16 protein-coding genes are annotated in these 19,144 nt (G+C 68.9%); 11 read left to right on the forward strand and 5 right to left on the reverse strand.

The window, feature by feature from the left end; genetic code table 11:
* Positions 1–17: 17 nt before the first annotated feature.
* From LZ005_RS03710 to LZ005_RS03725, 4 genes are all read right to left on the reverse strand, one after another.
* Entirely contained in the window at positions 18–1,367 is a 1,350-nt protein-coding gene (locus LZ005_RS03710; RefSeq protein WP_237804829.1) for a GAF domain-containing protein, read from the reverse strand.
* Positions 1,364–1,861, reverse strand: coding sequence for a hypothetical protein (locus LZ005_RS03715; RefSeq protein ID WP_237804831.1), 498 nt, complete (start codon positions 1,859–1,861; stop codon positions 1,364–1,366). The genes LZ005_RS03710 and LZ005_RS03715 overlap by 4 nt, the downstream gene beginning before the upstream one ends.
* A 139-nt stretch (positions 1,862–2,000) precedes the next feature.
* Positions 2,001–3,287: a glutamate-1-semialdehyde 2,1-aminomutase gene (gene hemL, locus LZ005_RS03720; protein ID WP_237804833.1), complete on the reverse strand. Its 1,287-nt coding sequence runs from the start codon at positions 3,285–3,287 to the stop codon at positions 2,001–2,003.
* Positions 3,284–4,108: a bifunctional hydroxymethylpyrimidine kinase/phosphomethylpyrimidine kinase gene (locus LZ005_RS03725; RefSeq protein WP_237804835.1), complete on the reverse strand. Its 825-nt coding sequence runs from the start codon at positions 4,106–4,108 to the stop codon at positions 3,284–3,286. The genes hemL and LZ005_RS03725 overlap by 4 nt, the downstream gene beginning before the upstream one ends.
* Before the next feature lie 95 nt (positions 4,109–4,203).
* Here LZ005_RS03725 and LZ005_RS03730 point away from each other — a divergent pair, with 95 nt between their 5' ends.
* From LZ005_RS03730 to LZ005_RS03755, 6 genes are all read left to right on the forward strand, one after another.
* The gene (locus LZ005_RS03730) at positions 4,204–4,356 is read left to right on the forward strand and encodes a rubredoxin (RefSeq protein ID WP_237805516.1); all 153 of its coding nucleotides are present in this window, start codon (positions 4,204–4,206) and stop codon (positions 4,354–4,356) included.
* Positions 4,357–4,491: 135 nt separating this feature from the next.
* Positions 4,492–4,857, forward strand: coding sequence for a response regulator (locus LZ005_RS03735; protein ID WP_307727768.1), 366 nt, complete (start codon positions 4,492–4,494; stop codon positions 4,855–4,857).
* Positions 4,858–5,229, forward strand: coding sequence for a PleD family two-component system response regulator (locus LZ005_RS03740; RefSeq protein ID WP_269106488.1), 372 nt, complete (start codon positions 4,858–4,860; stop codon positions 5,227–5,229). It begins immediately after the preceding gene.
* On the forward strand, positions 5,229–5,741 hold the full coding sequence (locus tag LZ005_RS03745) for a chemotaxis protein CheW (protein ID WP_237804839.1): 513 nt from the start codon (positions 5,229–5,231) through the stop codon (positions 5,739–5,741). Before LZ005_RS03740 ends, LZ005_RS03745 begins: the two co-directional genes overlap by 1 nt.
* Positions 5,742–5,750: 9 nt before the next feature.
* Positions 5,751–8,078, forward strand: a complete 2,328-nt coding sequence (locus LZ005_RS03750; RefSeq protein ID WP_237804841.1) for a methyl-accepting chemotaxis protein — start codon at positions 5,751–5,753, stop codon at positions 8,076–8,078.
* Positions 8,079–8,084: 6 nt separating this feature from the next.
* Positions 8,085–13,793, forward strand: coding sequence for an Hpt domain-containing protein (locus LZ005_RS03755; protein ID WP_237804843.1), 5,709 nt, complete (start codon positions 8,085–8,087; stop codon positions 13,791–13,793).
* Here LZ005_RS03755 and LZ005_RS03760 read toward each other — a convergent pair.
* Entirely contained in the window at positions 13,780–15,192 is a 1,413-nt protein-coding gene (locus LZ005_RS03760; RefSeq protein ID WP_237804845.1) for a deoxyribodipyrimidine photo-lyase, read from the reverse strand. The genes LZ005_RS03755 and LZ005_RS03760 overlap by 14 nt on opposite strands.
* 160 nt (positions 15,193–15,352) lie before the next feature.
* Between LZ005_RS03760 and LZ005_RS03765 the strand changes: the two genes are divergently transcribed.
* From LZ005_RS03765 to LZ005_RS03785, 5 genes are read left to right on the forward strand one after another with little or no spacing between them, the layout of a single operon-like run.
* Positions 15,353–16,000 (forward strand): YqgE/AlgH family protein, encoded by a 648-nt coding sequence (locus LZ005_RS03765; protein ID WP_237804847.1) that lies wholly within the window; start codon positions 15,353–15,355, stop codon positions 15,998–16,000.
* Between the two features lie 9 nt (positions 16,001–16,009).
* Positions 16,010–16,399 carry a Holliday junction resolvase RuvX gene (gene ruvX, locus LZ005_RS03770; RefSeq protein WP_237804849.1) on the forward strand — a complete coding sequence of 130 codons (390 nt, stop codon included), beginning with the start codon at positions 16,010–16,012 and terminating at the stop codon, positions 16,397–16,399.
* Complete coding sequence (pyrR, locus tag LZ005_RS03775; protein WP_237804851.1) at positions 16,389–16,910, forward strand: bifunctional pyr operon transcriptional regulator/uracil phosphoribosyltransferase PyrR; 522 nt, start codon at positions 16,389–16,391, stop codon at positions 16,908–16,910. Before ruvX ends, pyrR begins: the two co-directional genes overlap by 11 nt.
* Positions 16,903–17,868 (forward strand): aspartate carbamoyltransferase catalytic subunit, encoded by a 966-nt coding sequence (locus tag LZ005_RS03780; RefSeq protein ID WP_237804853.1) that lies wholly within the window; start codon positions 16,903–16,905, stop codon positions 17,866–17,868. The genes pyrR and LZ005_RS03780 overlap by 8 nt, the downstream gene beginning before the upstream one ends.
* Positions 17,865–19,136, forward strand: a complete 1,272-nt coding sequence (locus LZ005_RS03785; protein WP_237804855.1) for a dihydroorotase — start codon at positions 17,865–17,867, stop codon at positions 19,134–19,136. Before LZ005_RS03780 ends, LZ005_RS03785 begins: the two co-directional genes overlap by 4 nt.
* Positions 19,137–19,144: the final 8 nt, after the last annotated feature.

A 19,144-nucleotide genomic window follows, 5' to 3' on the forward strand; every position in this document is an offset into this window, starting at 1 on the left:
GTGGCCCGCTTGGCGTTTCAGGGGGCGTCGGCGGCGCGCACGAATTGCAGCGGGCGCGCCACGCACAGCTTCAGGCGGCCGCGCCCGGTGCGCTCGAGGTGGATGCCGGCATGGCGTTCGGCCAGGCGGCGCGTCAGCAGCAGCAGGCGGCCTTCGAGATTGTCGCCGAGCTCGGGCAGGCGGATGCGCGGATCGAGGCGCAGCTCGCGATTGGTGAAGTCGGTGCGGCCCTTTTCCACAAAATCGCTGACCATGGTGGCCAGGATGGCGCCGGCCACGCCCTTGATCAGGTATTCGTCGCCGAGGAAGACCACGTCGGTCGGCGAGAAATGGCGCACCAGCAGCACATCGCCGGTTTCGGCCGGCGGCGCCGGGGTCGGCACCGGCGTGTCGGCGCTGTCCTCTTCGCGCGCCTCGGTGGCGCGGATGGCCACGGCCAGCACGCTGGCCAGGGCCACCAGCGCGTCCTCTTCGTCATAGCCAAAGCGCAGCTCGTGCGGGCTTTCCACATACAGCACGCCGAGCAGCTGTTCGCCGGCCAGCAGCGGCACCGCCAGCTGGCTGCCCGGAGCGGGCAGGCCGGGCAGGCCGATCTCGCCGTCGAGGGCGCCGCTGATCGGGCTGCCCTCGGTGTGGGCGCGGATCGCGCGGCTGTAGCCATACGCGGCCGTCATGTGGCTGATGCGGATTGGGGTGCGCTCGCGCGCGGCGACCCCGATCACCCCCTGGCCGAGCGCGATTTCGGAGCCGATGCCGGACTCGGTGTAGCCGCGGCTGGCCACCGTGTACAGGCGTTCGCCCAAGTCATCGTAGAGCAGGGCCATCGCATGGCGGATGCCGAATTCGGCATCCAGGCAGCCCATCACTTCGGTCAGCAGGGCGTCCAGGTCGCCCTGGCGGCGCAGCCGCTCGCAGCTGGCGCGCAGGGCCGTGAACAGGTTCTGGCGCGGCGCCCCGGCGGCCAGCACGGAGCCGGGCACGGCTTCCAGGCTGAGCACGCGGAACACGTCGGCCCCAAGCAGGCGGAACACCTCGCCCATGCCCACATGCGAGGCGATCCCGGCCAGCTTGGCCTTCATGCTCTCGAACAGGGGGCCGGCCGTCTCGGTGCGCAGGTAGTGCAGGGTCATGCGGTACTGGGCGGCCGTCAGCGGGTCGATCACGACCAGGGTCGCATACGGGTGCAGCTGCAGGTTCTGGCGCGTCTTGTTGAAGAACTGGTAGCTCAGCGCCAGATGTTCGGCGTCGACGTACTGGACCTGGGACAGGTAGGACACATTCGGCATGCCGTCGGCGTCGGCGGTGGCGACGGTGCCGGGCACGGCGCCTTCGAGGCAGCGCCGGATCATGTCGAGGCGCAGGCTCATACGCTCCCCTTCAGGGCCTGACCGGCGGCCGGGCCGGGCGTCTGCGAGAAGATCGCGCTGGGCGTGAAGCGCAGCGCCACCAGGTCCTCGTCGGCGCAATCGAGCATGGTGCGGATCAGGCGCTGCGAGTAGCCGAGCGGCTCGAGCAGGGCGCAGAAGGCGTCGCGGTAGGCGTGCACGGCGGCCAGGTCTTCGAGCGTGGGGCGGACCACGCTGGCGTCGCTGCCTTTGAGCTGGATCGCGCGGTGGGTCAGCGGGGCGCTGAACACGACCGCGATGCGCCCCGTTTCGAGAATATCTTCGAGCACCGACTGGGCCGGGCCCTGGGCGACGAAGATGCTGATGTTGCGGCGGTCGGCGCCGAGGCGGCAGCCGAAGGCGCGCACGGCGCTCGGCATGCGGTCCGCGCCGCAGGCGCCGACGCTGATCGAGGCGCCCTGCAGCATGTGGGCGGCAATCGCATCGTCAATCAGGATCGGAACGTCTTGGGTCATCATGGGCCTGGTTCACATCAAGGGCCGATGATACCTGCCGCGCCAAGCGGCGTGCAAGCGGGCGCGCGGGTCGCGAGACCCTCCCTGGGGCGTGGCCCGGGCCACAGGGCGGGCCGGCGGCCCGCGCGCGCAAACAGCGTCAGGCGAGGCGGGCGAACACGCGCGCCGCCGCGTCGACGGTGGCTGCGATCACGGCCGCATCGTGCTGGGCCGAGACGAAGCCGGCTTCGAAGGCGGCCGGGGCGAAGTAGACGCCTTCGTCCAGCATGCCGTGGAAGAAGCGGTTGAAGCGTTCGCGGTCGCTGGCCATTATCCCGGCATAGGTGTCGGGGCAGCGCTCGGCGAAGAAGAAGCCGAACATGCCGCCCACGCTGGTGGCCGCGAACGGAATCCCGGCCGCCTGGGCGGCACCGCGCAGGCCGTCCACCAGCTCGGCGGTGCGTTCGCTCAGCTTGGCGTAGAAGCCGTCCTGCTGGATCAGGCGCAGCGTGGCCATGCCGGCCGCCACCGCCACCGGATTGCCGGACAGGGTGCCGGCCTGGTAGACCGCGCCCAGGGGCGCCATCTGGGCCATCAGGTCGGCGCGCCCGCCGAACGCCGCCACCGGCATGCCGCCGCCGATCACCTTGCCCAGCGCCGTCAGGTCGGGCTGGATGCCGTACAGCGCCTGGGCGCCGTGCAGGCCGACCCGGAAGCCGCACATCACTTCGTCGAAAATCAGGATGGCGCCGTGCGCGCTGCACAGGGCGCGCATGGTCTGCAGGAACTCGGCCTTGGCCGGGATCAGGTTCATATTCCCGGCCACCGGCTCGACGACCACGCAGGCGATCTGGTCGCCGTATTCGGCGAAGGCCTGGCGCAGCTGCTCGCTGTTGTTGTAGTCGAGCACCAGCGTGTGCTTGACGAAGTCGGCCGGCACGCCGCCCGAGGTCGGATTGCCGAAGGTGAGCAGGCCCGAGCCGGCTTTGACCAGCAGCGAGTCGGCGTGGCCGTGGTAGCAGCCTTCGAATTTGATGATCTTGTCGCGCCCGGTGGCGCCGCGCGCCAGGCGCAGCGCGCTCATGGTCGCTTCGGTGCCGGACGAGACCAGGCGCACCTGTTCGAGCGAGGGCACCAGCTGGCACAGCAGCTCAGCCATTTCGATCTCGCCCTCGGTCGGGGCGCCGAAGGACAGGCCGCGCGTGGCCGCGTCCTGCACCGCCTTGACCACCTCGGGGTGGGCGTGGCCGACAATGGCCGGGCCCCAGGAGCCGATGTAGTCGATGTAGCGCTTGCCGTCGGCGTCCCAGAAGTAGGGGCCCTCGGCGCGCGTGATGAAGCGCGGGGTGCCGCCCACCGAACGGAAGGCGCGCACCGGCGAATTGACGCCGCCGGGCGTGGTTTTCTGGGCGCGGGCAAACAGGGTGTCGTTGCGGGAGGTGCTCATGCTGGGTCTTGGTCGGATGGCGTGAAGGGATAAAGTTTGTTCGGCACCAGCTTGCCCATGCCGAAGCGCTGGGCCTGGGCCAGGGTGCCGATCGTGTATTCCTGGGCGGCGCGCACGGCCTCGATGGCGTCCATGTCCTGGGCCAGCAGGCAGGCCAGGGCGGCCGACAGGGTGCCGCCGGCGCCCAGGAAGACCCCGGGCAGGCTGTCGCACACGTCTTTTTCAACCAGGCCGTCGGCGTCGAACAGGTAGTTGGCGCGCTGGCCGTTCTCGGCGCCGCCGAACACCAGCACGAACTGGCAGCCCATCGCGGTCAGCTCGGCCACGTCGGCTTCGAGCATGTCGTCGTCGACCGGCTCGCGCCAGGTTTCAGCCAGGGTTTCGAGCTCGCTGCGCGAGAGCAGCAGCACAGTGGCCTGGGGGATCAGGATCTGGCGGACCGCCAGCAGCAGTTCATCGTCCTGCATGCCGGCTTCCGGCAGCGAGGAGCAGAACGGGTCGAGCACCAGCGGCGCGTCGATATAGTCGGACACCACCTCGGCGATGGCCGACACCTGCTCCAGGCTGGCGATGGCGCCGACCTTGAAGGCGGCCACCTGCATGTCCTCGAGCAGCATGCGCGCCTGGTCGACCAGGAATTCGGCCTCGGTCGGCTCGCTGTCCTCCAGGCCGGCGCTGTCGCGCACCAGCAGCATGGTGGTCACGGCCAGGCCATGGCAGCCGTGGGCGGCCGCCACCAGCGCGTCGGCGCCGGTGCCGGTGGCATTCATCGGGTCGAGCGCGCCAAAGCTCAGCAGCAGGGGAGGATTTGGGGTTTGCACGTTGCCTGGTTTAAGATGCTTGACCACGCATTTTACTAGATTGAAGGAAGTCGACAGTGAGTAGTGAAACCAACAACGCCCCGTTCCAGAGCTGGATGTGCCTGATTTGCGGCTGGATCTATGACGAGGCGGCCGGTCTGCCGGAAGAGGGCATCGCGCCCGGCACCCGCTGGGCCGACGTGCCGATGAACTGGTCCTGCCCCGAGTGTGGCGCGCGCAAGGACGATTTCGAGATGGTGCCGCTGTAAGCTGCGCCTCCAGGCCGGGGCGCCGTCACGCGCACGCGACAGGCGCCCCCGGCGCGGCGCAGCTATGCTATCTTGCTACAAGGTAAGAAGTGAGTGACATTTATGACAAGCCCGCCGCCCCCAGGTCTGACAATCATGGTCATCGACGACAGCAGCACGATTCGCCGCTCGGCCGAGATTTTCCTCAGCGGCGCGGGCTACCAGGTGGTGCTGGCCGAGGATGGCTTCGACGCGCTGGCCAAGATCAATGACCACCACCCGGCCCTGATCTTCTGCGACATCCTGATGCCGCGCCTGGACGGCTACCAGACCTGCGCCCTGATCAAGAAGAGCGCGCGCTTTCGCGCCACCCCGGTGCTGATGCTGTCCTCCAAGGACGGCCTGTTCGACCGCGCGCGCGGCGCCATGGTGGGCGCCAGCGCCTACCTGACCAAACCCTTCAGCAAAGACAGCCTGCTCGCCGCCGTGCGCGAGCACACGGCGCCCCCCGCAGGAGCTTAAATGCCGATCCAGCGTATTCTGATCGTCGACGATTCCCCGACCGAGCGCTACTACCTGAGCGATATCCTGGTCAAGAACGGCTTCACCGTCAGCACCGCCGACAGCGGCGAGGCCGCGCTCGAACTGATCAAGACCGACAAGCCGCAGCTGATCCTGATGGACGTGGTGATGCCGGGCGCGAACGGCTTCCAGATCACGCGCGCCATCGCCCGCGACCCGGCCCTGGCCGATGTCCCGGTGATCATCTGCAGCAGCAAGAACCAGGAGACCGACCGCATCTGGGGCCTGCGCCAGGGCGCGCGCGATTACCTGATCAAGCCGGTCGATCCGGCCGAACTGCTGGCCAAGATCGCCAGCCTGGGCGGGGCCTGATGGCGCTCGCCGGGCACGCCGACGGGGCCGGGCGCCGCTCGCGCCTGCGCCAGTATCAGGCCGAGCTGCTCGAACGCATGCAGGCCGCGCGCAGCAGCGCCGGCGCGCGCGTGGCCCAGCTGGGCGTGCAGTGCGGCGGCCAGCGCCTGCTGCTGGACCTGACCCAGACCGGCGAAGTGCTGCCGCTGGGCGCCCTGTGTCCGGTGCCCTGGACCCAGCCCTGGTATCTGGGCCTGGCCAATGTACGCGGCAGCCTGACCGGCGTGATCGATCTGGGTCTGTACCTGGGCCAGGGACCGACGACGCGCGCGGCGCAGGCGCGCCTGGTCAGTTTTGCGGCCCGCCTCGGCCTGCCCTGCGCGCTGCTGGCCGAGCGTGTCTACGGCCTGCGCCATGCGGCCGACATGGACAATCTGGGCGAGCAGCTGCGCGACGCCGAGGGCGCGCTCTGGACCGCCCTCGATCTGGCGACGGTGGCGCAGGACGCGCGCTTTTACCAAGTGGGTTTGTAAGGAGCTGGCATGGGACTGGGTTCGACGATCAAGGGATGGTTCGCGCGCGCTGGCAAGGCCGGCACGGTGCCGGCGCCCGACACCGAATTCGGCGTGGCCCCGGGCGACCCGGAATTCAAGCCGGTCGACGACGGCGGCGCCGCCGCCAGCACGGCGGCGCCCGAGGAAAACCTGGCCGCGCCGCTGCGTCTGGGCCATGTGCTGGGCGCCGGGCGCGCCCTCAAGACCCAGGAAGACGACGGCACCGATTCGCGCCTGCCGATCATCGGCCACCTGCCGCTGCAGCGCCAGCTGCGCATCCTGCTGCTGGTGCTCGGCCTGGCCATCGCGCTGACCGTGATCGCGCTGTGGCGCAATGCGGCCGCGGTATCGGTCGCCACCGACCAGGTGCAGGTCGCGTCCGACGCCCTGATGCACTCCCAGCGCATCGGCAAGGCCACCCCGAATGCGATCGGCGGCAGCGCCGAGGCCTTCCGCCAGCTGGAGGAAAGCCGCAAGTCCCTGTCCCAGGACCTGAAGCTGATGACCGAGGGCGGAAGCTATGGCACGCGCGCGCTGCCGCCGGCCGCCAGCGCCCTGGCCGGCCTGCTGGCCGAGGCCCAGAAGAAGTGGAAGAACTCGGACAATGCGGCCGGCACCATCCTCAAGCTCAAGCCCGAACTGGCCGGCTTCGATACCCGTCTGAAGCAGCTCGACACGCTTTCGCCCGAGCTGCTGAAGATGGCCGAGGACCTGTCGGCCATGAAGCTGGCCAAGGGCGGCAGCGCGCGCGAGCTGGCCCAGATCGGCCGCCTGATGATGCTGACCCAGCGCATGGGCCGCAGCGCCAGCGAATTTCTGACCACCGGCGGCATCCGCACCGAAACCGCCTTCCAGCTGGGGCGCGACGCCACCAACTTCCGCGCCATCGTCGACGGCTTCCTGAATGGCAGCGACAACCTCCAGCTGGCCGCCACCCGCGACGCCGACCTGCGCGCGCGCCTGGAGGAGCTGGCCAAGCGCTTCGAAAGCTATCACGAGGCGGTCAACTGGATCACCGAGAACCTGCCCAAGTTCACCCAGGCCAAATCGGCCGAACTGGCCATCTTCACGGAGAACGAACCGCTGCGCGACCTGCTGACCAAGGTGCAGCGCAACTACCGCCTGGAGCAGGAGACGCCCGACGTCTGGTTCTGGGTGATGGTGGCCACCGCCCTGTTCACGCTGCTGACGGCGCTGTCGATTTCGCGCGTGATGCTGCAGGACTCGCGCCTGCGCGCGCGCGGCGCCGAACAGCGCCGGCGCGAAGCCGAGGCCCAGCGTCTGCAGGCCCTGGCCAAGGAGGAGGAAGCCAAGGCCACCAATGACCAGAACCAGGCGGCGATTCTGCGTCTGATGAACGAGCTGCAGGAGGTGGCCGACGGCGACCTGACCGTGGTGGCCACCGTCAGCGAGGACATCACCGGCGCCATCGCCGACTCGGTCAATTACACGGTCGAAGAGCTGCGCGGCCTGGTCGGACGCGTGACCAGCACGGCCGAGCAGGTGACCTCGGCCTCGACCAATGCGCACGACACGTCGCGCCAGCTGCTGCTGGCGGCGGAACAGCAGGCGCGCGAAATCCAGGATGCCTCGAGCACCATCACCAAGCTGGCCAACGAGATCAATGCGGTGTCGCATTCGGCCAGCGAATCGGCCGACGTGGCGCGCCAGTCGGTGGCGGCGGCCCAGCAGGGCGCGACGGCGGTGGCCAATACCATCAAGGGCATGGACGAAATCCGCGAGCAGATTCAGGAGACCTCGAAGCGCATCAAGCGCCTCGGTGAATCCTCGCAGGAGATCGGCGAAATCACCGAGCTCATTTCCGACATTACCGAGCAGACCAACGTGCTGGCGCTGAACGCCGCCATCCAGGCCGCATCGGCCGGCGAGGCCGGGCGCGGCTTCTCGGTCGTGGCCGAGGAGGTGCAGCGCCTGGCCGAACGCTCGGGCGAGGCGGCCAAGCAGATCGGCGCGCTGGTGCGCGCGATCCAGACCGATACCCACGACGCCGTGGCCGCCATGGAGAAATCGACCCAGGGCGTGGTCGAAGGCGCGCGCCTGTCCGACGCCGCCGGCGCCGCGCTGGCCGACATCTCGCGCGTGTCGAACCGTCTGGCCGAACTGATCGAGGGCATGGCCAGCGCCACCCAGGTGCAGGCCACGGCCGCGAATGGCGTGGTCCACAACATCGAACATATCCTGTCCGTCACCGAACAGACCCAGGCCAGCACGCGCCACACGGCGGACTCGATCCGCCAGCTGTCGGAACTGGCCCAGGAACTGAAGAACTCCGTCTCGCGCTTCCGCATCGCCTAAGATCCTATGAACCAGCCCGCCCGCCCCAGCTTCGATTCCGGCCCCCTGTCCTGGGTGATGGGCGAGGTGCGCGAGGCCCTGGCGCGTTCGCGCGCGGCGCTGGACGAGGCCACGCAGCAGTCGCTGGCCACGCCGCTCCAGCATGCGCGCACCCACCTGCACCAGGCCGCCGGCGCGCTGCAGATGGTCGACGTCGAAGGCGTGCCGGTGCTGCTCGAGGCGGCCGAACAGCTGCTCGACGCGCTCAAGAACGGCGCCCAACCGCTGGACGAGGCGGCGCGCGCAGCCATCGGCAGCGCCTACGATGCCCTGCTCGATTATCTGGACGAACTGCTGGCCGGCGTGGCGCCGCAGCCGGTGCGCCTGTTCCCCTACTACCAGGCGCTGCGCGAACGCCTGGGCGCCGACCGCATCCACCCGGCCGATCTGCTGGCGCTGGACAGCGCCGCTTTTACGCTGGCGGCGCCGGCCGACGCGGCGCCGGCCGATATCGGCGCCTGCCGCGCGCGCTTCGAAAAAGGCCTGCTGCTGTTCCTGAAGAGCGCCGACGATGCGGCGCGCCAGACCAATGCGCGCGCCCTGGCCGAGGCCTTGGCGCCGATCGCGGCGGCCCAGACCGATGCCGACGGCTACACGCTGTGGCGCGCGCTCGAAGCCGTGGCCGCCCTGGTGGCCGACGGCCTGCTGGCGCCCGACCTGTATCTGAAGCAGCTGCTCGGCATGATCAACCTGCAGATCCGCCGGCTGGCGCAGGGGCAGGGCGGCGCGTCCGAGGCCCTGCTGCGCGATGCCTTGTTCTTCGTCGCCGCCGCGCGTGACGGCAATGCCAGCGCCGCCGAACTGCGCGCCGGCTTCGGACTCGATGGCCTGGTCCCATCCGACTATCTGCAGCGCCGCTACGGCAGCGTCGACCGCGCCGCGCTGGCCGCCGCACGCGAGGCCCTGGCGCGCGCCAAGAGCGCGGCCGATGGCGCCGATGACGCCGCCCTGCAGGATGCCTTGTCCGCCCTGCAGCAGGCTTGCGCCGCGCTGCCTGCCGCGCTGGCGCGCCTGAGCGCAGCCATGGCCAGCGCCCAGGCTACTGCCCGCGACGGCCTGGCCGATCCGGCCTTCGGACTGGAACTGGCCACGGCCCTGCTGTTCACCGAACACGGGCTCGATCAGGCGCGCCGTCTGCCCGAGGAATTTGGGGCCCAGGCGGACCTGCTGGGCGAGCGCCTGCAGGCACTGGCCAGCGGCGCGGCCGCACCCGAAGCGCCGCAGTGGCAAAGCGATTTGATGCGCCAGATCCAGCAGGGCCAGACCGTGGCCACGCTGGCCGGCGAAATCCAGCATGCGCTGCGCACGGTGGAAAAGACGCTCGAAGACTTCAGTGAAGACGCCAGCCGCCTGGCCAGTCTGGGCGAGCTGGAGGCCACCCTGCACCAGCTGCGCGGCGCGTTTGCGATTCTCGATCTCGATCAGGCGGTGCAGGCGGTCGACCATGTACAGGGCGCGATTGCCGACCTGCTGGCCGCCGGCGGTGCCGAGGCCAGCGCGCTTGAACCGATCGCGCGCAATGTCGGCGCGCTCGGCTTTTTCACCGAGCAGCTGGGCCACCAGTTCGATGCGGCGCGTGCGCGCTTCGTGTTCGACAGCGCGGCGGGCCTGCTGCGCGAGGCCGTGCCCGGCGAGGTGGTGGAAGCGGCCGCCCCGAGTGCGGCGCCTGCGCCGGCGCCGCAAACGCAGGCCGCCGAGGCGCCGGACGCCGAACTGCTCGAGATCTTCATCGGCGAGGCCCAGGAGGTGCTGGCGGCCATCATGGACGCTTTGCCCGCCGCCCAGGCCCGGCCGGACGACCAGGCCACCTTGACCCGTCTGCGCCGCAGCTTCCACACGCTTAAGGGCAGCGGGCGCATGGTGGCGCTGGACGAACTGGCCGACGCCGCGGCTGCGATTGAAAAGACCCTCAATGCCTGGCTGGCCGAGTCGCGCAGCGCCACGCCCGATCTGCTTGCCCTGCTCGAACATGCGGCCGAAGAATTCGGCGCCTGGGTCGATGAACTGGTCGACCAAGGCCAGTCCGCCCGCAGCGGTGCGCCGCTCGTGGAGGCGGCCCGGCGGGTGCTGCATGGCGAACCGGTGGAGGACGCCGCGGCCGCCCCGGCGCTCGACGAAGCCGCGCCGCCGCCGTCCGAAGTGGAAATCGCAGTGGCCGATCTGGCGCCGGAAGACTTTGCCTTCGACAGCGCCGCCCCCCAGCCGGCCGAAGCGGACAAGACCGCGATCGATGTGCCGCTGGACGACTTGGTGTTTGACGAAGCCGCGCCGCCGCCCGCTGAAGTGGAAATGGCAGTCGCCGAACTGTCGCTCGACGATTTTGCCTTCGACAGCGCCGCGCCCCAGCCTGCCGAAGCGGATAAGACGGCCGTCGATGTGCCGCTGGACGACTTGGTCTTGGACGAAGCCGCGCCGCCGCCGGCCGAGGTGGAAATGGCAGTCGCCGATCTGTCGCTGGAGGACTTCGCCTTCGACGCCGCCCTGGCGCAGCCGGCCGAGCCGGATACCCCCGCCAGCGATCTGCCGCCGGACGATTTGCGCCTGGATGAAGGCGCGCAAGCGCCGGCCGACGCGGAAGCCGCTGCCACCGAGCTGTCCTTTGAGGACTTTGCGTTTGACAGCGCCGCGCCGCAGCCAGCCGAACCGGATCTCGACGCCGAGCCGGAACCGCTGCTGCCCGAACTCGCGCCAGGCACCGTCGATGCGGCCCCGCCGCCGAACGTGATCGAGTTCCCGAGCGTGGTGCCGGCCCTGCCGCCGGACGACAACACCAAGCGCATCGGCCCGATCGACATCCCGCTGCCGCTGTTTAACATCTACCTGGCTGAGACTGACGAAATCCAGCGGCTGCTCGAACGCGAATTCAGCGAATGGCGGATCGAACGCCCACGCCCCGTGCGGCCGGAGGCGCTGAAGGCCGTGCACACGCTGGCTGGCACGTCCGGCACCGTGGGCTTTACCAGCCTGCGTGAACTGGCCCAGGCGCTGGAGTCGGTGCTCGAACAATTGCAGCCGCCCGCACCGGCGCTGGATGATGCCCAGTTCGATCTGCTCGACACCACGCTGGCCAAAGTGCGCCAGATGCTGGCCGCCTTTGCCAGCGGCGATCTGGCCGGACCCGAGCCCGAACTCGTGGCCCAGCTCAAGGCCCTGCGCGAGACGCTGAAAACGCGCCCAGCCCTGAGCCCGCAGGACGAACATGGGCAGCGCATGGAGGCCCTGTTCGCCGCCACCTACGATGCGATTCTGGCCGATCCGCCGGTGCTCGAGCCGGTGTCGATGAAGACGCTGGAGGCGCGCCCCTCGGCCAAAGTGGTCGACGAGATCGACGATCTGTTCGCCTCCGCCTTCGAAGCGCACCAGCCGACGCCCGCGCCGGCACCGGTGGAGCTGGCCCCGGCCGATACGGCCATCGAATACGACGCGCACGAACTGATTCTGCCGGAGCCGGAACCGGAAGCGGCGCCGCTGGCCGCCACTGTCAGCCTGCCGGCCGACGAACTGGACCCCGATCTGCTGCCGGTCTTCCTGGAAGAGGGCGCCGATCTGTTCCCCGCCATTGGCGTGGCGCTGCGGCGCTGGCAGGCCGACCCGGCCGACACGGCCAGCGCCCAGCAGGTGCTGCGCACCCTGCACACGGTGAAGGGCAGCGCGCGCATGGCCGGCGCCATGCGCCTCGGCCAGCATACGCACGATATCGAAACCCAGGTGGAGAACATGCTCCACGCCGGGACCAGCACGCCGGAAGCCTTCGACGAGCTGCTCGCCAATTTCGATCAGGCCCTGCTGATGTTCGAGCAGCTGCAGCAGCCGGCCGCGCCGCAGGTGGAGGAAGAAGCGGCCGCGCCGGGCGCGCCCGAGGAAGGCGCCCGCGTGCCGCTGGTGCGCGTGCGTGCCGATATTCTGGACCGGCTGGTGAACCAGGCCGGCGAAGTGGCGATCGCCCGCTCCAAGCTGGAAAACCAAGTCGGCGCCATGAAGGCGGCCCTGTCCGACCTTGGTGACAACCTGCTGCGCCTGCGCCACCAGCTGCGCGAGGTGGAACTGCAGGCGGAATCGCAGATCGCCTCGCGCCTGTCGATCGCGGGCGAGCGCGAATTCGATCCGCTCGAATTCGACCGCTTCACCCGCCTGCAGGAGTTGACGCGCATGATGGCTGAATCGGTCAGCGACGTCGCCTCGCTGCACGATAGCCTGAACCGCAATGCCGACCGCGCTGGCGAGGATCTGCTGCAGCAGGCGCGCATGACGCGCGAGCTGCAGCACGATCTGATGCGTGTGCGGATGGTGCCGTTTTCGAGCATCGGCGAACGGCTTTTCCGCATCGCGCGCCAGGCCGCCAAGGAACTCGATAAGCGCGTCAACCTCGATATCCGCGGCGGCAGCGTGGAGATGGACCGCAGCGTGCTCGAACAAATGGCCGCGCCTTTCGAGCACCTGCTGCGCAACGCCATCGTGCACGGGATCGAATCGCGCATCGAGCGCGCCGCCGCCGGCAAGCCGGAAACGGGCGAACTGCTGATTCAGGTGAGCCAGCAGGGCAATGAGGTGGTACTCAGTTTTGCCGATGATGGGGCAGGCCTGAATCTGGCCCGCATCCGCGCCAAGGCGGTGGAGCGCGGCCTGTTGACGGCGCCCGACGAAGTCAACGACGCCGAAGCGGCCGATCTGATTTTTGAACCGGGCTTCTCCACCGCCGACAGCCTGACCGAACTGGCCGGGCGCGGTGTCGGCATGGACGTGGTGCGCTCCGAGGCCCAGGCCCTGGGCGGGCGCATCGCCATCGACACGGCGGCGGGCAAGGGGACGCGCTTCACCATCCATCTGCCCTTGACGCTGGCCGTCACCCAGGTGGTGCTGGTGGAGAGCGGCGGCCGTACCTATGCGCTGCCCTCGACCCTGGTCGAAACCCTGATGCAGGTGAAGGAAGCAGCGGCGCAGGAAGCGCGTGCGGCGGGCTGCATCGCGCATCGCGGCCAGACGCTGCCGATGCACTATCTGTCGCATCTGCTCGGCGACGCCGGTGCGCAGCCGCTGGAGCAGCGTTCCTGCCCGCTGCTGGTGCTCAAACACGGGCCTGACCGTCTGGCCGTGCAGGTCGACAGCGTCAGCGGCAACCGCGAGGTGGTGGTCAAGAACATCGGCCCGCAGCTGGCGCGCATGGCCGGCATCGCCGGCGCCACCGTGCTCGGTTCGGGCGACATCGTGCTGATTCTGAATCCGGTGGCCATGGCCCACTACCTGGCCCACCATCCGGAGCTGAAGCGCCATTTCACGGACGCGCCGGCGCAGGCGCTGGCGGCGCCGCGCACCCTGACGGTGATGGTGGTGGATGACTCGGTTACCGTGCGCAAGGTGACCCAGCGCCTGCTCGAACGCGAGGGCTATCAGGTGGTATTGGCCAAGGACGGCGTGGACGCGCTCGAACAGGTCCAGCAGCATAAGCCGGACCTGATGCTGGTCGATATCGAGATGCCGCGCATGGACGGTTTCGACCTCACCCGCGCCATCCGCGGCAATGAGGCCACGCGCGACATCCCGATCATCATGATCACCTCACGTTCGGCCGACAAGCACCGCAATCTGGCGCTGGAGCTGGGCGTGAACGCCTACTTCGGCAAACCCTATCAGGAGCCGATCCTGCTGGCCGCGATTGCCGGCCTTATCCAGCCTTGACGACGGCGTAGCGCTCCAGCGTGCGGCGGCGCGCGGCGTCGTGTTCGACGATCGGTTCGGGGTAGCCGTCGATGCGGCGCGTGGCCAGCCAGGGCGCGTGCACGTGCTTCGGCCCCAGGGCCGCCAGCTGCGGCAGATAGCGCGTGATGAACTTGCCCTCGGCGTCGAACTTCTCCGACTGGGTGATCGGATTGAAAATGCGGAAGTAGGGCTGGGCATCGCAGCCGCTCGACGCGGCCCACTGCCAGCCGCCGTTATTGGCGGCCAGGTCGAAGTCATTGAGCTGCAGCGCGAAATAACGTTCGCCCCAGCGCCAGTCGATCCCCAGGTCCTTGATCAGGAAGCAGGCCGTGACCATGCGCAGGCGGTTGTGCATGTAGCCGGTGCGGTTCAGCTGCAGCATGGCCGCATCGACCAGCGGGTAGCCGGTGCGCCCTTCGCACCAGGCGGCGAAGTCGGCCTCCGCGCGCGCGCCCTGTTCCCACACGATCGCATCGTAGGCCGGCTTGAAGGCGCGCTCGGCCACATGCGGGTGCTGGTACAGGATCATCATGTAGAACTCGCGCCAGATCAGCTCCGACAGCCAGACGGCGGCGCCGGGACCGGGCGTCTGCCAGGCCGTGCGCACCAGATGGCGGATCGAGCAGGTGCCAAAACGCAGATGCACGGACAGGTAGGACGGCCCTTTCACGGCCGGGAAGTCGCGCCGCGTGTCGTAGTCGGCCATGCGGGTGGCGAAGTCCTCGAGCAGGCCGGATGCGCCCTGCATCCCGGTCGGCAGGGCCAGTTCGCGCAGATTGGTCGGGACGAAGCCGAGGTCCGCGAGACTGGGCAGGGCCTGGGTTTCGCGCGGTGGCGCCAGCTGGGCCGCATACTCGGCCACCGGCCACGGATCGAGCACGCCCGGGGTCTGCTGCAGGCGTTTGAGCCAGGCGTTCTTATACGGCGTGAAGACCGAGAACGGGGTGCCGCTCTGGGACAGCACCTCGTTCTTCTCGAAGATCACCTGGTCCTTGAAGGTCTCGAGGCGGCGCCCGTCGGCCGTCAGGCGCGCGGCCACGGCGGCATCGCGCGCGATCGCGCCCGGCTCGTAATCGTGGTTGCAGAACACGGCGCCGACCCCGAGTTCGGCCGCCAGGGCCGGAATCAGGGTGCGCGCGGGGCCGTGCCGCACCAGCAGCTGGCCACCGAGGGCGCGCAGCTCGGCATCGAGTTCGGCGATGCAGGCGTGGATGAATTCGACGCGGCGGTCCGCCCGCGGCAAGGCGTCGAGAATGTCGGTGTCATAGACAAAAACGCAATACACCTGGGATGCGGCGACCAGGGCATGGTGGAGGGCGGCGTGGTCAAAGCTGCGCAAATCGCGGCGGAACCACACCAGGGCGGAAGGCATTGGCATCGTCGTGTGCAGGGTCAAGAAACCGGACGATTCTACCCTGTAGCCTGTGCTCTCGCAGCGCGCCAGCGGCCCGTTTTCCGGGGGACCGGGCCAAAAGGGTGTAAACTATGCCAAGCGCGTGCTTTTTGCAGATCCCCAGAGACAGCCAAGCGAGCTTCAGATGAAAAAAGGACACACCGGCACATCTCTCCCGACCCTGGGGCTGCCCCAGGAGGACAAGGCGGCTTCGGCCCGCCCGGCAGGCACGCTCAACCTCGCCAACCACTTCCTGATCGCCATGCCGGCCATGCAGGACCCGATCTTCGGCGGCACCGTCGTCTACATCTGCGAGCATAACGACAAGGGCGTGCTCGGGGTGGTGATCAACAAGCCGACCGACATGACGATGGACACCCTGTTCGAGCGCATCGACCTCAAGCCCGCCGCCGGGCTCGATCTGCGCCTGGCCAACGACCCGATCATGTTCGGCGGTCCGGTCCAGGACGACCGCGGCTTCGTGCTGCACACGCCCGGCCAGGCCTATTCCTCGTCCCTGCGCGTGACCGACGACGTGGCCTTTACCACCTCGATCGACGTGCTGGAAGCCGTGGCCAAGGGCGATGGCCCGCAGCGCCTGCTGGTGTCGATCGGCTATGCCGGCTGGAGCCCCGGCCAGCTGGAAGACGAAATTCTGCGCAATGGCTGGCTGACCGTGGGCGCCGACGCCCATGTGCTGTTCGACCTGCCGATCGAAGACCGCTACAACGCCGCCCTGCGCCTGCTCGGCATCGACCCCGCCATGCTGCTGTCGGAGGCTGGCCATGCTTGACGGTGCGGCGTGACGGACATCGTTCTCGGTTTCGACTTCGGCATCAAGCGCATTGGCATCGCCAGCGGGAATACGCTCTCCCGCCAGGCCACGCCCCTGAAAGTCATCGACGCGGCGGACAACGCCACCCGTTTCAATGAAATCGGCAAGCTGATCGCCGAATGGGGCCCGGCGCGCCTGGTGGTCGGGCTGCCCCTGCATCCGGACGGCGCCGAACACGAGATGACGGCGCGCGCGCGCCGCTTTGCCAACCAGCTGCACGGGCGCTTCACGCTGCCGGTGGTGCTGGTCGACGAACGCTATTCCTCGGCCGTGATTCCGGCCCGCCGCGGTCAGCACATCGATGCTGAAGCGGCCTCCATCATTTTGCAACAATACCTGGACGACTATGCCCCATAACACTTCCACCGCCTATGACGCGGAGGCCCTGTACCAGACCCTGCTCGCGCAAGTGCGCAGCGGTCTGGAAGGCGTGCCGACGCCGGCCATCGTCGGCATCCACTCGGGCGGCGCCTGGCTGGCCGAACGCCTGGCGCGCGACCTTGGCCTGACGGCGCGCCTCGGCTTCATCGATGTCTCGTTCTACCGCGACGACTACGCGAAAAAGGGCCTGCACCCGGACGTGAAGCCGACCCAGATCGGCTTCGACGTCGACCAGGCCTGCATCGTGCTGGTCGACGACGTGCTGTACACGGGCCGCACCGTGCGCGCCGCGATCAATGTGCTGTTCGACTACGGCCGGCCGGCGCGCATCATGCTGGCCGCCCTGGCCGACCGCGGCGGGCGCGAACTGCCGGTGGCGGCCGATTTCGTGGCCACCCGGGCGAGCCTGGGCCCGGGCCAGTCGCTGGCGCTGGAACGCGGCGCCGACGGCGCCCTGACCCTGACCATCGAGGACGACCATGCATAACCCGCAGCTGAACAAGAACGGCGAGCTGACCCACCTGCTCACCATCGAGGGACTGCCGAAGTCCATCATCCACCACATCCTCGACACCGCCTCGTCCTTCGTCTCGATCTCGGATCGCGAAGTGAAGAAGGTGCCGCTGCTGCGCGGGAAGAGCGTGTTCAACCTGTTCTTCGAGAATTCGACGCGCACCCGCACGACTTTCGAAATCGCCTCCAAGCGCCTGTCGGCCGACGTGATCAACCTGAATATCCAGGCTTCCTCGACCTCCAAGGGCGAGTCGCTACTGGACACGATCGACAATCTGGCCGCCATGAACGCCGATATGTTCGTGGTGCGCCACGCGCAGTCGGGCGCGCCCTACCTGATCGCCAAGCACCTGAACGACACGCGCCAGAACCATGTGCACGTGGTGAACGCAGGCGACGGCCGGCATGCCCACCCGACCCAGGGCCTGCTCGACATGTACACGATCCGCCACTACAAGCAGGACTTCAGCAATCTGCGCGTGGCCATCGTCGGCGACATCCTGCATAGCCGGGTGGCGCGCTCCGACATCCATGCCCTGACCACGCTCGGCGTGCCCGAAGTGCGCGCGATCGGCCCGCACACGCTGCTGCCGGGCGGCCTGGAGCAAATGGGCGTGCGCGTCTTCACCAATATGGACGAAGGCCTGAAGGACGTCGACGTGATCATCATGCTGCGCCTGCAGAACGAGCGCATGAGCGGGGCCCTGCTGCCCTCGGCCCAGGAATACTTCAAGAGCTATGGCCTGACGCCGGAGCGCCTGGCCCTGGCCAAGCCGGATGCGATCGTGATGCACCCGGGTCCGATGAACCGCGGGATCGAGATCGATTCGGCGGTGGCCGACGGCCCGCAGGCCGTGATCCTGTCGCAGGTGACGTTTGGTATCGCCGTGCGCATGGCGGTGATGAGTATTTTGGCGGGAACCCAAGGATGAAACTACATATCAAGAACGGCCGCGTGATCGACCCGGCCAAAGGCCTCGACGCCGTGCAGGACGTATTCATCGACGGTGGCGTGATCGTCGCCCTGGGCGCGCAGCCGCCTTCGTTTGCGGCCGAACGCACGATCGACGCCAGCGGTCTGGTGGTGGCGCCCGGCCTGGTCGACCTGGCGGCGCGCCTGCGCGAGCCGGGCTGGGAATACAAGGCCACGCTGGAATCGGAAATGCAGGCGGCCATGCAGGGTGGCGTCACCACCCTGGTGTGCCCGCCCGACACCGACCCCGTGCTCGACGAGCCGGGCCTGGTGGAGATGCTCAAGCACCGCGCGCGCGGCCTGAATCAGGCCCACGTGCACCCGCTCGGCGCCCTCACCATGGGCCTGAAGGGCAAGGCCCTGACCGAGATGGCGGAACTGACCGAATCGGGCTGCATCGGCTTCGCCCAGGCCGAAGTGCCGATCGAAGACACTACCGTGCTGCTGCGCGCCCTGCAGTACGCCAAGACCTATGGCTACACGGTCTGGCTGCGCCCGCAGGACCCGCACATCGGCCTGGGCGGCGTGGCCCATGCCGGTCCGCTGGCCTCGCGCCTCGGCCTGTCCGGGGTGCCGGTGATGAGCGAGACCATCGCCCTGCACACGATCTTTGAACTGATGCGCAGCACCGGTGCGCGCGTGCACCTGTGCCGCATGTCGAGCGCGGCCGGCCTGGCCCTGGTGCGCCAGGCCAAGCAGGAAGGCCTGGCCGTCAGCTGCGACGTCGGCGTGCACCACGTGCACCTGACCGATGCCGACATCGGCTTCTTCGAACCGAATGCGCGCCTGACGCCGCCGCTGCGCTCGCAGCGCGACCGCGATGCGATTCTGGCCGCGCTGGCCGATGGTACGATCGACGCGATCTGCTCCGACCATACGCCGGTCGACGACGACGAAAAGCTGCTGCCCTTCGCCGAGGCCTCGCCCGGCGCCACCGGTCTGGAACTGCTGCTGTCGCTGACGCTGAAATGGGCCGAGCAGGGCGTGCCCCTGCCCAAGGCCCTGGCCAAGATCACCTGCGACGCCGCGCGCGTGGCCGGACTCGACGCCGGTACCCTGAGCGTGGGCGGGCGCGCCGATCTGGTGGTGTTCGATCCGCAGGCGCGCTGGAAGGTCGAACGCACGGCGCTGGCCAGCCAGGGCAAGCACACGCCTTTCCTCGGCTACGAGCTGGCCGGTCAGGTGCGCGCCACGGTGGTGGCCGGCCAGGTGGCCTTCAGCCGTTAAGGAAGGGG

This window comes from Massilia sp. TS11 (assembly GCF_022012445.1).
In the GTDB taxonomy this organism is placed as follows: domain Bacteria; phylum Pseudomonadota; class Gammaproteobacteria; order Burkholderiales; family Burkholderiaceae_D; genus Telluria.